Annotated in this window: 17 protein-coding genes; 7 read left to right on the forward strand and 10 right to left on the reverse strand. The window is 66.8% G+C overall.

Translation table 11 applies throughout. The features are described 5' to 3' along the window. Positions 1 to 50 precede the first annotated feature (50 nt). Together SKC41_RS17690 and SKC41_RS17695 are read right to left on the reverse strand one after the other, a co-directional pair. Positions 51 to 911, reverse strand: a complete 861-nt coding sequence (locus SKC41_RS17690; RefSeq protein ID WP_330979006.1) for a lysophospholipid acyltransferase family protein — start codon at positions 909 to 911, stop codon at positions 51 to 53. After that, complete coding sequence (locus SKC41_RS17695; RefSeq protein WP_330979007.1) at positions 904 to 1716, reverse strand: class I SAM-dependent methyltransferase; 813 nt, start codon at positions 1714 to 1716, stop codon at positions 904 to 906. The genes SKC41_RS17690 and SKC41_RS17695 overlap by 8 nt, the downstream gene beginning before the upstream one ends. Positions 1717 to 1787: 71 nt before the next feature. Here SKC41_RS17695 and SKC41_RS17700 point away from each other — a divergent pair, with 71 nt between their 5' ends. Both SKC41_RS17700 and SKC41_RS17705 read left to right on the forward strand, forming a co-directional pair. Further along, positions 1788 to 2360 (forward strand): TetR family transcriptional regulator, encoded by a 573-nt coding sequence (locus tag SKC41_RS17700; protein ID WP_330979008.1) that lies wholly within the window; start codon positions 1788 to 1790, stop codon positions 2358 to 2360. Positions 2361 to 2372: 12 nt separating this feature from the next. Further along, positions 2373 to 3680, forward strand: a complete 1308-nt coding sequence (locus SKC41_RS17705; RefSeq protein ID WP_330979009.1) for a hydroxyacid-oxoacid transhydrogenase — start codon at positions 2373 to 2375, stop codon at positions 3678 to 3680. 6 nt (positions 3681 to 3686) lie between these two features. Here the strand turns inward: SKC41_RS17705 and SKC41_RS17710 are convergent, their stop codons facing one another. Beyond that, complete coding sequence (locus SKC41_RS17710) at positions 3687 to 4589, reverse strand: NAD-dependent epimerase/dehydratase family protein (protein ID WP_330979010.1); 903 nt, start codon at positions 4587 to 4589, stop codon at positions 3687 to 3689. 59 nt (positions 4590 to 4648) lie between these two features. Between SKC41_RS17710 and SKC41_RS17715 the strand changes: the two genes are divergently transcribed. Next, positions 4649 to 5470, forward strand: coding sequence for an alpha/beta fold hydrolase (locus tag SKC41_RS17715; RefSeq protein ID WP_330979011.1), 822 nt, complete (start codon positions 4649 to 4651; stop codon positions 5468 to 5470). 116 nt (positions 5471 to 5586) lie between these two features. Next, positions 5587 to 6372: a PE domain-containing protein gene (locus SKC41_RS17720; protein ID WP_330979012.1), complete on the forward strand. Its 786-nt coding sequence runs from the start codon at positions 5587 to 5589 to the stop codon at positions 6370 to 6372. 12 nt (positions 6373 to 6384) lie between these two features. Here the strand turns inward: SKC41_RS17720 and SKC41_RS17725 are convergent, their stop codons facing one another. Both SKC41_RS17725 and SKC41_RS17730 read right to left on the reverse strand, forming a co-directional pair. Further along, positions 6385 to 7569: an acyl-CoA dehydrogenase family protein gene (locus SKC41_RS17725; protein ID WP_330979013.1), complete on the reverse strand. Its 1185-nt coding sequence runs from the start codon at positions 7567 to 7569 to the stop codon at positions 6385 to 6387. 101 nt (positions 7570 to 7670) lie between these two features. Continuing rightward, positions 7671 to 8117, reverse strand: coding sequence for a winged helix-turn-helix transcriptional regulator (locus SKC41_RS17730; protein WP_330979014.1), 447 nt, complete (start codon positions 8115 to 8117; stop codon positions 7671 to 7673). Positions 8118 to 8205: 88 nt separating this feature from the next. On the opposite strand from SKC41_RS17730, the gene SKC41_RS17735 reads away from it, so the two are divergent. The 3 genes from SKC41_RS17735 to SKC41_RS17745 are packed head-to-tail and all read left to right on the forward strand — an operon-like array spanning position 8206 to position 10439. Continuing rightward, a complete protein-coding gene (locus SKC41_RS17735; RefSeq protein ID WP_330979015.1) occupies positions 8206 to 9081 on the forward strand; it encodes an alpha/beta fold hydrolase in 876 nt (291 codons plus the stop codon). Positions 9082 to 9102: 21 nt separating this feature from the next. Then, positions 9103 to 9483, forward strand: coding sequence for an NYN domain-containing protein (locus SKC41_RS17740; protein WP_330979016.1), 381 nt, complete (start codon positions 9103 to 9105; stop codon positions 9481 to 9483). Further along, positions 9480 to 10439 (forward strand): NAD(P)H-dependent flavin oxidoreductase, encoded by a 960-nt coding sequence (locus tag SKC41_RS17745; RefSeq protein ID WP_330979017.1) that lies wholly within the window; start codon positions 9480 to 9482, stop codon positions 10437 to 10439. Before SKC41_RS17740 ends, SKC41_RS17745 begins: the two co-directional genes overlap by 4 nt. Here the strand turns inward: SKC41_RS17745 and SKC41_RS17750 are convergent. The 5 genes from SKC41_RS17750 to SKC41_RS17770 form a co-directional block, all read right to left on the reverse strand. Further along, positions 10436 to 10747, reverse strand: coding sequence for a DUF4333 domain-containing protein (locus SKC41_RS17750; protein ID WP_239719835.1), 312 nt, complete (start codon positions 10745 to 10747; stop codon positions 10436 to 10438). The two genes, SKC41_RS17745 and SKC41_RS17750, sit on opposite strands and share 4 nt — an antisense overlap. A gap of 283 nt (positions 10748 to 11030) precedes the next feature. Beyond that, positions 11031 to 11624, reverse strand: coding sequence for a CAP domain-containing protein (locus SKC41_RS17755; protein ID WP_330979539.1), 594 nt, complete (start codon positions 11622 to 11624; stop codon positions 11031 to 11033). Between the two features lie 89 nt (positions 11625 to 11713). Then, positions 11714 to 12091, reverse strand: a complete 378-nt coding sequence (locus SKC41_RS17760; protein ID WP_330979018.1) for a DUF732 domain-containing protein — start codon at positions 12089 to 12091, stop codon at positions 11714 to 11716. A 10-nt stretch (positions 12092 to 12101) separates the two neighbouring features. Then, positions 12102 to 12584 (reverse strand): hypothetical protein, encoded by a 483-nt coding sequence (locus SKC41_RS17765; protein WP_330979540.1) that lies wholly within the window; start codon positions 12582 to 12584, stop codon positions 12102 to 12104. An 89-nt stretch (positions 12585 to 12673) separates the two neighbouring features. Beyond that, positions 12674 to 13276, reverse strand: coding sequence for a mammalian cell entry protein (locus SKC41_RS17770; RefSeq protein WP_330979019.1), 603 nt, complete (start codon positions 13274 to 13276; stop codon positions 12674 to 12676). Positions 13277 to 13285 lie beyond the last annotated feature (9 nt).

The raw sequence follows: 13285 nt of genomic DNA on the forward strand, positions 1-13285 counted from the left end.
CCATTCGCGCCGCGCAGTTTTCGGGTTGTCTGGACTCCGCCGGGCAAGGCTCAGTGTCCGGGCGCGATCGCCTCGCGCCACGCCAGCGGGTTGAGTCCGCGATATGGATCGGCCTCTCGAAGCTGCTGCAACTCCACCAGGATTTGTTCAAGCGCACGCTGAGTTTGGCCCTTCACGACCTCTACCCATTCCGACAACCCGATGCCAAGCGGCCTGCTGGTGTCGATCGGCGCGCCGAAGCGCAGGTACATGCGCTGCGGTCGTGGGATCAATGTCGGGCCGATTCCCCGCAGCAGTGGCATCGCCATGTCCGGTCGGCCGTTTAACTTACGGCTGAGTGCTGCACTGAATTTCGCGTAGAGACCGTCACGCGTTGTCCAACTGCGGTACACGTCGTCGCCGCCGACCAGACCGGCCGGCACGATCGGGTAGCCGTTTTCCACGGACAGCCGAGCGAAGCCCGAGCGTCCCCGCCACTGCAACGTGTACTCCTCGCCCTTGAATTTCCCTATCTCGCGCCCTCCGCCGGGAAACACCAGAATGGTCTGGTCGTGGGCCATCAGTTCGCGCGCGGTCTCCGGTGCGCCGACCACCCCGCCGAATGCCGCGATCAGATCGGCGGGTAGCCCGCGCATGCGCCCGAAATTCCGGTCGGCCAGCGGCCGTACCCGGCTGCCGATCTTCCGCCGCACCGCGTCGGAGATCATGAATATCTCGGAACCGGCCTGAGTGTGGTTGCCCACCAACAGGAATCGTCCGTCGCCGGATAGATTCTCCGCACCGTCGACATAGGGCCGGCAAAGCTCGACCACGGGGCGGAGCCGTTCGGTCATCGTGTCGAGCACGGTGCGCAGAGTCTGGACCCGCCGATTCGGCTCCATGATGGCCGCCAGGTCGGTGCCGTCAGTCATGGTCGGGCAACTGGGGACGGGAGAAGACGACAATGTTTGACGGTGGACCGAACCGTGTTGGCGCGGACGATGTTTGGATTCGCATTCCCGGATCCGCGGCCCGGCCGAGCGTCTCGAGAGCCGACAGGCTGTAGGCGCGCAGCGCGCTGATGAATCCGTCGTGCAGGCCCGGCCAGATCCAGGACCATGGCATGCGCGCCAGATTGATCGGCAGGGCGGTCACCGGAAGCAGCAAGGTGCGCAGGGGCGATTGTCGCTTGAGGTCGATGACCAGGAACCGCTTGCCGACGCGCGTGGCCTCGGCGATTGCGCGACAGGCGACCGCCGGCGGCAGGTGGTGAAATGCGAGCGCGAACACGACCAGGTCGTAGCAGCCGTCGGGGGCGTCGATGGCGGTGGCGTCGACGACCTGGGTACGCGCCCGCGGGTGGTTGCCCAGCTCGCCGGCGGCGATGTTGGCGACCGAGGTCGGGTCCAGATCACTGACCGTGACGGTAGCCGTCGGATGCAGATCCAGGATCTTCGCCGACAGCTTGCCGTGGCCCGCACCAAGTTCCAGGATGCGCGGATTCGGGACGTGGGCAACGAGCTCCAGCGCGGTGCGTGCGTAGTTCTCGTGCTGGTTGGTCAGAGTGCCCAACCGGTCGAGCATTCCGATGACCTTCTGCTTGACCTCGTCGGGGACATCATCGCGGTCGAGATACTCCAACGCGTCCGTCTGAAAACGCCGGTCCAACCAGGTCGCCTCGGGGCCTCCCCGTGGCATCGTTTCAATCGCCTGCTCGACAACACTGGCTGCATTCATGATTGCCTCACTTTCTGTCTGGTTGCCACCACTATAACAAACGAACCAGTTCGTCTGCGTATGATGTTTTCGTGCGATCCACGACGGAGCTCCGCGACGAGATCCTCGCCGCGGCGCGCGCTGAGTTCGCCCAGTACGGGTTGGCCGGAGCGCGCGTCGATCGCATCGCGCGCATTGCCAGCGCGAGCAAGGAACGCCTCTACGCACATTTCGGTGACAAGGAAACCCTCTTTCGCGACGTGGTCGCCACCGACGGAGCCGAGTTCTTTCGGGCCGTCGAGCTGCGCCCCGATGCGGTCCCCGAGTTCGTCGGCGGGGTCTTCGATCTCGCGCAGCGCCGGCCCGAACACATCCGGATGATCACCTGGGCGCGATTGGAGGGCTTTCCGCTCGACAAACCCGAGGTGGACGGCGTGCATCCGCCCGAGAAGGCCATCGCCGCCCTGCGAGAAGCGCAGGCCGAAGGTTATGTCGATCCGGCGTGGGAACCCGAGCAGCTGATCGTTTTGCTGTTCGCGATTGGCTTGAGCTGGGCGCACTTTCCCGATCCCGCGCTCGCAACGGCGGATCCAGCCGTTGTCGCCAGCCGTCGCGCCGCCGCCGTCGAAGCGGCCGCCCGCGTTGTCAGACCCCCAGAACGGTAGATTCCCGTCGCGATGGGGTGCTGCGAATTCCCGGCTGTGGCCGAGGGCTGCGACGGAGCCTTCACCGTCGATTCTTCCCGGATCACGTTCGGGCGCGGCTGTCTCGCGGAGTTGGGTGAGCGAGCCGCCGCGCTGGGTGTGCGCCGGGTGGCCCTTTTCTCCGATGCGAGAGTGGCCGGCCTGCCCATCTTCGCCACAGCACGCGACTCGCTGGTCGCGGCCGGTGTGGACGTGGTCACCTACACCGACGTACACGTGGAACCAACGGACGCATCCTTCGCCGAGGCGACGCGCTTCGCCCGGGAGGCGAGGCCCGACGGTTATGTCTCGCTCGGCGGCGGGTCGGTCATCGACACGTGCAAGGCCGCCAATCTCTACGCCACCTACCCGGCGGACTTCCTGGCTTACGTCAACGCGCCCATTGGCGATGGCGCGCCGGTTCCCGGACCGCTCAAGCCGCACATCGCCTGTCCCACCACCGCGGGCACCGGCAGTGAGGTCACCGGCATCGCGATATTCGATCTGCTGTCGTTGACGGTCAAGACCGGAATCGCCTCGCCCGCGTTGCGGCCCACCGAGGCGCTCGTCGACCCCGATTGCACGGCGAGCCTGCCCGCCGGAGTCGTCGCCGCGGCGGGCCTCGACGTTCTGTCGCACGCCCTCGAGTCCTACACCGCGCGCCCTTACGTGCACCGGCCCGCTCCCCCGCGACCCAGCCTGCGGCCGATGAGTCAGGGCGCCAATCCGTGGAGCGACCTGGGCTGCAGCGAAGCGCTACGGGTACTGGGCCGCAATTTGGAGCCGGCGGTTCGAGACGCCTCGGACAGCGAGGCGCGTGAGCAGATGATGTGGGCCGCGACGCTGGCAGGGATCGCCTTCGGCAATGCGGGCGTGCACGCGCCCCACGGCATGGCCTACGCGGTCGCCGGGCTGGTGCGGGACTTCCACCCCGCGGGCTACCCGGACGATGAGCCGCTGGTGCCGCACGGCATGTCCGTGATCGTCAACGCGCCCGCGGTATTTCGGTTCACCGCACAGGCCAGCCCGCAACGGCACACCGAGGCGGCCCGGCTGCTGGGCGCCGACACCCGAGACGCCGGACCCGACGACGCGGGCGAGGTGCTCGCCACCGAACTCATCCGCGTCATGCGCGCGGTGGGCATGCCCAATGGGCTTGGCGGGGTGGGCTACACACCCGACGACATCACCGCCCTCACCGAGGGCGCCTTCCCCCAGCAGCGCCTGCTGCAGAATGCGCCGCGCGAGATGAGCAAGCCGGTGCTGGCCGATTTGTTCGGCTCCGCGATGCGCTACTGGTAGCCGCGCTTACGCGCTGACGAGCTCGGGGTGGAACTTGATCGCCATGCGTCGCATGCCGTCACGCCAGTCGACCGTCGCGGGGCCGACGAGCTCGCGCATCCGGCTGGCGTCGGTGGGGTTACCGCGCAGCGCCTGGCCGCTCTCCTCGAACACCGGCTCCTTGCCGACCAGTGATCCGAGGTAGGTGCACCATTCCTGCAGGCTGACGTTCTGTTCGCCGCACCAGTTGAGAGTGGTGGCCGGCACCGACGCCACCGCGAAGAGCTTCGGAATGCTGGCGATGATGTCATCCTCGTGAATCGGGGTGTAGCGGGCCGGCCCGCCGGCCGGGACCGGAATCGGGATGCCGGCCAGCATCATCTCCATGTGATAGAACGGCCACCCGCCGTTGTCGCCGTAGGGGACGTTGAGGCGGGCGATCGTCGTGGGCACGTTCAGGGCGCGCGCCATCGTCCGGGCGACGACCTCGCCGGCAATTTTCGAGATGGAATAGGTGGGGAACAGCGGCTTGTGGTTGTCACCCAACGCGGCGTCCTCGGTCCGGACTTCGTCGCCCGGCGGGTCGTAGACAGCCCCAGATGAGCAGTGCACGAAGGCTTTTGCGCTACGGCAATGCGCCATCAGCAGTCCCACGGATTCGGCGTTGGCGGCCAGATCCCTGTCCCAGTGGCCGCTCTTGGCCACGGCGAGATTCAGGACGTAGTCGAAGTCGTTTGGAAGACCGGCGAAGTCGCCGGCGGCCAGGTTGACCGTCTGGCACCGCACGCCCGCCTTCTCGAGATCCTCGCGAACCGCGGGATTGGTGAACCGGGCGATGCCCCATACTTCGTTGTCGGCCGCCAGCGCCTTGGCGACGGGGGTGGCAACTTGTCCGGTCGGACCGGTGATCAGGATCTTTGAGCCGCGCATGCGCTGATGGTAAGCGATGCTCGCGTGGCCGCGACCATCGGCGTAACGTCGCGCGCGTCATGGCAGATTCGGTGCGGTTCGTCGACGCGAATGGGCTCAGATTCGCCTATCTCGAGGAGGGCTCGGGCCCCCTCGCGTTGATGCTGCACGGGTTCCCCGACACCGCGCATACCTGGGACCAGCTGCGCCCGGCGATCGCGGCCAAAGGCTATCGCGCGGTGAGTCCCTTCATGCGCGGCTATGACCCCAGCGGGATCCCGGACCGCGACCCCGATCAACAGACCCTGGCCCGCGATCCGCTGGCGTTGATCGAAGCGCTCGGGGCGCGCGACGCCATCGTGATCGGCCACGATTGGGGAGCCTTAGCTGCCTACGGCGCGGCCGCGCTGGGCCCGGATCGCGTGAAAAAGCTTTTCGTCATCGGCATTCCGCATCCGGCAGCCCTCAAACCGACGTTGCGCAAGGTCTGGGGCGTGCGCCATTTCGTGGCCTACAAGCTGCCGGGGGCGCCGAACCGCTTCGCGCGCAACGACTTCGCGGCGCTACCCGCCATATACCGGCGATGGTCTCCGACCTGGAACCCGGATCCGAGCGAATTCGATGCCGTGCGTGCGAGCTTCGCGAATCCGGCGAGTCTCAACGCCGCCTTCGGCTACTACCGAAAGCTCTCCCCGATACCGAGCGCGGCGCTGAAGGCGCGGATCAAGGTGCCGACGGTTGCCTTTGCCGGACTGGACGATCCGGTCGCCGAGCCTTCGGATTATCGGTTCGCCGCCCGGATGTTCGAGGCCGACTACGTGGTCGAGGAAGTTCCCGGCGGGCATTTCATGCACCGAGAACATCCCGAGGAATTCACCGAGCGGTTGTTGACTCACCTCTGACCGGATCATCGTCGCCGTGCGGACGAGAATTTGTGCCTGTGGCAGCCGCTCGCCTCGGTAGAATCAATGTAATCCGCCTCGGTGCCGGCGCATACATAGCTAGGAGCAGGACGCACATGACATCCATGTCGCACGATCCGGCCGTTGCCATCATCGGCGGCCAATTGACGGCAATGGGCGCCGGCGCCTTGGCTGCCGGAGCCGCCGCGGCACCGATGGTGACCGCGCTGGTGCCCGCGGGCGCCGAGGAAGTCTCGATGCAGGCCGCAATGGCGTTTGCCGCCGAGGCCAGCAAGGCATTGGCCGCTCACGCCGCCGCCCACCAAGAGATTTCGCGGACGGGCGCGGCGTTGGTGAACATCACCCGGATGTACGCCCAGACCGACGCGACCGCCGCGGGCGCCCTGCAAACCAACGCGGCGCGCACCACCGCCGTCGCGTTCGAAAGCGCCGGCGCGCCCATGTCGAGTTCGTTGGCCAGTCCGGCTCCGGCCACCCGGCTGCTGCGGGCCGAAACGGTGCCCGGCGCGGCCGGAACGCCGGCCCGCACCCCGGCGTTGGCCAACCTGGTCGAAGGCGCGGCCGTCGCGCCGGCCCCCGCGGCCGGGGCGGCCTCGATGCCTACGGCCATGAGCGCGGCATCAACACTGCTCAGCGCCGGCAGCGCGCCGCTGAGCACCCTCAGCTCGCTGGGCTCGTCGCTCGGTTCGGTCGGTCAGGGTGGTTTGGGCGGCGCATCGGCAGGCGGTGCATCTGCCGGCGGAGCCGCCGCGAGTGCAGCGGGCGCGAGCGGAGCAGCAGCGGGCGGAACGGGTCCAGCCCTGGCGTCCTCGCTGACCGACGACGGCACCCCGGACGGCAAAGATGCCGAAGGCAAGCACGCCGGCGGGGAGCTGATTTAGCGGCTTGCCGCGTTACAGCCCCGGCTGGTCCTCGATGATGCCCAGCCATATCTGCGCGGCGTCGATGGCCACCTTCTCACTGATAAAGGCGTGTTGAGTGCCGGTGTAGATGTCGCGGAACGCGCGCTCGAGTCGGGTGCCCTCGCGGATCGAGCTGGTCCCCGCCACCAGGTGGGCCCATTCGGCGCAGCTTCGCGCCGTATCGGTCGCGTAGACAGCGGCTACCCGCATATCCGCGCGCAACGCCGGGGTGAGGTCGTCGCCAGCGGCCACCGCGGCCTCGGCGGTGGTGAAGGCGTCGAGCACCAGAAGGCGCGCCGCGCGCCAGGCCGCGCGATGGTGCGCGAGGCCCTTTTGGAAGGTGGGACGGCTGGCCAGAGACGCCATGTCGCTCATCCGGAATTTGGTAGCGGCGAGTTCCTGCACGTCGTCGAGCATGCTCTTGGCCACGCCCAGCGCCCACGACGCGTGGCCGGCGGCGGTGACCGGCATCAGGCCCATCCGGGTGGCCGGCGACGTCCCGCGATGCGGCCTGCGGGCGAACAGTTCGAAGGTGCGGCCGGCCGGGACGAACACATCGGTGACGCTGTAGTCGTAGGACCCGGTTCCCTTGAGTCCCTGGACATGCCATCCGTCGTTGAAGCTGACCTGGTCTCGTGGCAGCACGGCCACGTGCATCTCGGGCAGGCCTTCGCTGATCCAACGCATCTCACCGTTGTCCAGCGGCAGAAATCCGGCCGCTACATATTCGGAATGGCCGATGCCGGAACCGAAACTCCACGAGCCGCTTAGCTGATAACCGCCGTCGACGACGATCCCCTGTCCATTGGGAAAGAACTGGCCGCCCAGTGTCACGCGGTTGTCGTGCCTGGTGAACACCTCGGCGAAGCCCTCGTCGGGCAGATAGGCCGCCGCGGCGAACGACGACGGCAGATTGGCGATGCCGACCCACCCGAATGAGCCGTCCTGCCAAGCCATTTCGATCCAAGTCTCGATCATCTCGGTAAACGACGGCTCGAGACCGCCGGCCACCGCGGGATTGAACGACGACATCAGTCCGCTGGCCCACATCTGGTCCACGATCGGCGTGGAAAGCGTGCGGATCCGCTCGGACTCCGCGGCTTGCTCGGCCACGAGGTCGCGCATGCCGCGAGCCAGCGAAACCACGCGGTCCCTCGTATCGGCTAACGACGTCATCGGCGCTCTCCTTGTCGATCCCGGGAACTGATACCGGTGACCGTACCAATTACCCAAAGTGTCTAGCCATCGAAATCGCGTGTTACTGGCGCCTTTAGTGTTCAGCGCAGCCCGGGCCCCGGGACGGGGTCGACATCGCGCGCGGTAAGGGTGTTGCCGCACACGTCGCAGGCGAGGCTGACGTGCGCCTCACCTGGGCAGTCGCGATGGTGGAAGTGCACGGGCGGTCCGTCCGGGGCCATGTACCGATCGCCCCAGTCGCGCAGCGCCATCAACACCGGATAGACGTCCTGGCCTTTTCGGGTGAGCCGGTACTCCTCGTAATTGCCGTCGGAGGACTTCGTTTTGGTCAGGATCTCGTGCTCGACGAGGCGGTCGAGCCGGTCCTGCAGCCTGCTGCGCGAAATTCCGAGAGCGGCCTGGAAAGCGTTGAAACGCCGGACCCCGTTGAACGCGGTCTTGAGGACCAGTAACGTCCACCGATCCCCCAGGACCACCAGCGGCCTGGTAATCGAGCAGGGGAAATCGGCGAGTTCCTCGTAGCGCATGGCACCGATCGTACCTGCAGCGGTTTCAAAAAGAGACCACTCCTGTTAGCGTTTGGTCTCGAATTGAGACTGATCGTCGGGAGGGCGTATGACCACCGCACTGGAAGAATGGCGCAACGGCGGAGAGACGGTGGTAATGACCCTGCGCGGTACGCCGCGGAGGGTCTTCGTCCGTCGGGTTGGCCAGGGCGCGCCGTTGATTCTGCTGCACGGGTTTCCCGCGTCGTCGTTCGAATGGTCGGCGATCGAGCCGGAGTTGGCACGCCACCACGAGGTGATCAGTTTCGACTTCCTCGGCTACGGCGCGAGCGACAAGCCGCTCGGACACCGCTACAGCGTGTTCGAACAGGCCGACCTGGCCCAGGCGGTCATCGCCGCATACGCTGCGTCGGCGCCGACGGTGGTCGCCTACGACTACGGCGCGATCGTGGCAACCGAGCTGCTCGCCCGTCGGGAAGAAGGGGGTGCGGACATCAAGCGATGCATCCTTCTCAACGCCGGCCTCTTCGCCGATCGATATCGGCCACGAATCGCGCAGCGCGCCAGCCTGATTCCGGTGGTGGGGGCGCTGCTGGCACGGGTCTTCACCGAGTCGATGTTTGTTCGCACCTGGGGTGAGGTGTTCTCCCCCGAGCATCCACTCGACCGCGAACTCGCCGTGCTGCACTATCACGCGTTCCGGGAAAACGATCCCGGACGCGACATTCAGCGAAAGCTGTTGCGCTACATACCAGAACGTGCCGCCAATAAGGTTCGCTTCGAAGGCGCACTGACTCGCACCGCTGTCGCGCTCTCGTTCCTTTGGGGCATGCGTGATCCGGTGTCGGGTGCGGCGATCGCCGAGGAACTTCACAACCGAATGCCGGCGGCCGATCTGATCGAGTACGACGACGCCGGCCACTGCCCCCACATCGAGATCCCCGAGCGAATCGCCGCCGACATCCTGGCGCGGAGCACAGAGTAGCGGCGGCCCTACTGTGGGCTGGTGCGCTGGATCGTCGACGGTATGAACGTCATCGGGAGCCGCCCCGACGGTTGGTGGCGGGATCGTGACGGTGCGATGGTCGCTTTGGTAGACAGATTGGACAACTGGGCCAGCGCACGAGGAGACACGGTGACGGTGGTGTTTGAGCGACCGCCTTCGACTCCCATCACGTCGACGGTGATCGAGATCGCGCATGCGCCCAAAGCGGCCGCGAACTCGGCCGACGACGAGATCGTCCGACTGGTTCACGCCGACCCCAGACCGGACGAGATCCGGGTCGTGACGTCCGATCGGGCGCTGACCGACCGGGTGCGAAGCCTCGGTGCCTCCGTCATCGGAGCGGAACGCTTCCGCCAGCTCGTCGATCCGCGGGACCGATGACCACCGGCCGGGTCGAGCCCGCGACCAACCGAGTCTGCGAACTCGCGCAGATCGACATCCCGATCGTCCAGGCGCCGATGACCTACATCGCCGGCGCTCAGCTCGCCGCCGCGGTGTCCAATGCCGGCGCATTGGGAATCATCGAGACCACCTCCGATCAGGGGCGGGCCGACATTCAGCGGGTGCACACCCTCACCAGCGGTTCGGTGGGCGCGAACATCGCACTGCTGTTCAACCGTGACCTCGCGGTCGTCGACCTGCTTGTCGCCAACGGCATTCGGTTCGTCACCACCTCGGCCGGGAGCCCCGCGCTGTTCACCGAGCGGCTGCACGACGCGGGCATCACCGTGTTCCACGTGGTGGGCACCCTGGCAGCGGCCAAGAAAGCCGTCGACGCCGGCGTGGACGGCCTCGTCGTCGAGGGGGTCGAGGGCGGCGGGTTCAAGAACCGGTTCGGGGCGTCGACGATGGTGCTGCTGCCTTTGGTGGCCGCGCACGTCGACATCCCGATCGTCGCCGCCGGCGGGATCTGCGACGCCCGATCGATGGCCGCCGCGTTCGTGCTCGGTGCCGAAGCCGTTCAGATGGGCACGCGGTTGCTGGCTTCGGCGGATTCGCCGGTGCACGGCAACCTCAAACAAGCCGTCGTGGCGGCCGACGAGACCGGCACCGTGTTGCTGCCGCTGGACGGCAAGCGAATGATGCGTGTCATCCGGACTCCGGCCGCCGAAAAGCTGGACAAGTCAGCCTCTTTCGAGCAGGGTGGCGCGGCGTTGCAACGCGTCCAGCGACTCTATTTCGAGGGCGATATGGACGCCAGTGTCGCCAACACCGGTCAGGTCGCCGGCCGGATCGACGACCTCCCACCGGCCGCCGAGATCATCAAGCAAATGTGGGCCGGGTGCCGCGAGGTGCTGGCCGCCACCGCCGATCGGCTGCGGCCCGGCCAGCCCTAGCTTGGGTGGGTGTTGACGGCGAAGTCGACCTGCTCGCCGTTGACCTTGGTGATCTTCATGTTGGCGGTGTACTCCTTGCCCTCCGGGCCGGTGAAGTGACAGTCGAACTGGACGCCGACTTTGGCCTCTACACCGTCCGGGCAGTGCACATCGGCGGGACGAAAGCCGGTCTGCTTGGCGACGACGTCGACCACCGATTGCGCTGCGCCATCGGGCTTGACCGTCGACTTGCTGCTGCAGCCGGCCAGCGGCACCGCAATCGCGCTGACGAGCACGGCCGCGGACGCGGCTTGGACGAAACGCATCATTGCGCGGTTACTCCTTTGTCTGCCGAGCCCGAGGCTTGCGCGACGGGAATCGACAGGCTAACACGGCCCAGTGCCGACACCACAGCTCAGAAGCGGCGGATGGCCCGCGCTGCAAACCAATGTTCACGCTGTCCGGAAACCGGCGTCGGAGCCGGATACGGTGACCGCCATTAGCTCCCCGGCGTCTCCCGCGAGGCGGTTGGTCCGGCCCGGGACGCCCCGGCGACGGCCCGGGCGTCTACTGGCTGCCGTTTACCCGGACGCACAGCTGTGCCGGTTCGCCCTACTGAGGCGGAATCGCCGGCGGCGGATACACGCCACGCAGGATCCACGGGAGCCAATTGATGCCGTACTCGATCTCGTCGCTCGCGTCATAGTCGGGACTGGGATCAAGTGGGACATTCTCCTGTAGCGCTACAGCGGGCGGCGGTGCTCCCCTGGGTGGCACGGCAACAGGGCGGTCGGGTTGTCCGTAGACGGCGACCACGACGGTGCGATCCCGCGCGTTCTCCGACCACACCCCGATCTGGCTGTTGGCGCAGTCGGACATGATCGCGAAATACCCCGGGTTGTAGTACCACTGGTTGATCAGCTCGATGCCACTGATCGCGATCGCGGGATTGAGCGCGACCGTCTCGGCTACCCGCCCGTGGAAACCGGCGGCGTTCGCGCGGTCTTGCGGCGTGGACCCGTCAGAGCCAATGTCGTCGTTGAGGTTTCGGTTGGTGAGGACGTCGACCGCATGCCGTTGGGCGGCGAATTGCAATTGCGGATTGATCTTCACGTCATTGGTGCAGCCGGCCTGATGCTGAACGGTGAAGACGTTGGCCACCACGCTGTCGTTGAGCCGCTTGTTGTCGGCCTGCGCGGTGGGCATACCGAACACGGCACCGGTGGCGGTGCACAGCGAGGCGAGCAGGGCCAGTGGTCGATGACGCATGTCGGTTTTCCTTCCGATTGGCTCCGTCAGCCGCCCGCGGCCGGCGGTCGGTAGTGGGCTGCGGAGTTTCGTAGTTGCCAGATCAGCGCGGGGCACAACTCGTTAGCCGCTTGGCTGATCAGGTAGGAGGCCTGATATTCGTCGGCGGTGTTGAAGTCGGCCTTCACATCGCCCATGACCTGGGCGTAGCTGCGGCCCTGAGATACCTTGTCGCAGATGCTGTGTCCGTAGCTCAAGGCGGCATCGGCGTTGGCGAAGTGATAGCCGGGCCGCATCGTCACGTTGACCAGATAGGCCACCGTGTCCGCGTGCGCGCGCGGCGCCACCGCCGTCGGGAGTAACAATGCAGTTGCCAAAGCCGCCGCCGCGAACGGCTTTTCGGCTGGGCCCAGACGCGTTTGCATGGTTGTGCGCTCAGATCGGGTCGAATTGTGAGATCAGCCAACGTCCGTCGATCTTGTCGAGGGTCACACGGACGCTGGATGCGGTGTTGGTCGGCGCGTTCTGGCCGACGATGACGGTCTGGTTCACGAAGAGCAGCACGACGGCGTGGTCCGTGGCGGCCGATACCGACGCGGCGCCGGGGACGGTGGCCACCGCGGAGATCTGCTTCTGCTTCGAACCGGGGATCACCACGTCGTGCGTCAGTTTCGTGTAGGCGTTCAGGAATGTACCGGTCAGCCGGCCCTGCGCTGCCTCGAGATCCTGCTGCACGGTGTCGGGCCGATAGGACAGCAGCGCGACGGTGCCGTCGGTCGCGGCCTGCACGGATTGCGCACGGGCAGCGGCGTCGTCGTGCACGCAGGCCGCCCGCCATTTCAGATGACCCGCGCCGCCGGCCAGTGACAACGCCAGCGCGGGCAACAGCGCGTAGGCGATCAGCCGCGACCAGCCGATACGGCGCCGCGCCGGGCTCCGATCGGTTTCCGGCGTGTCGGCGGTTTCGGTGTCAGAACGCTCGCCCACCGGTGGCGAGTCCAGCGCGCTCACGGCACGAATCCGACATTGGAGACCTTCACCTGATCCCCCACCTTCTGCACGGTGATCCGCATCCGCCACACCCGCGGAACCGGGTCGCTTTCACCGGCATTCGAGGTCTGCACGGACACCGCAACCAGCGCGTCGGCGCCGCCGACGTGCTGCGCCTCAAGGCCCGCCTCGGTGATGGTGCCGACCGTGACGGCCTTGGCTTGCTGCAGTACCTCGATGAACGGCTGTGAGCGCTTGGAGAAGTCGTTGTAGAACTCGCCCGTCGCCCCGTCCAGAATGCGATGCACATCGGCGTCGGCATGCCGATAGTCGATGGTCGTCAGGTTCAGCGCGCCCTGCCGGGCCGCGTGCAGCAACTGACTGCGCTCGGCCTGCCCCTGCTGTGCCTGGTGAACACGAAAGCCCAACCAGCACAACAGCACCGCCAGTGCAACGGCGACGGCCACACCGAACAGTGCCGCGTAATGCGGCGCGGATCGTTTCAGCCGGGTCGGCGGCGCGGCATCCGCCTTTGCCGCATCGGGTTCGACGTGTTGGTCCCCGGGATCGGCCTCGAGGTGCTCGACGTGCACCTGTTCCGACTCAGTCAGTAGCGACATACCGTCCTC

It is taken from the genome of Mycobacterium sp. 050128, from assembly GCF_036409155.1.
In the GTDB taxonomy this organism is placed as follows: Bacteria; Actinomycetota; Actinomycetes; order Mycobacteriales; family Mycobacteriaceae; genus Mycobacterium.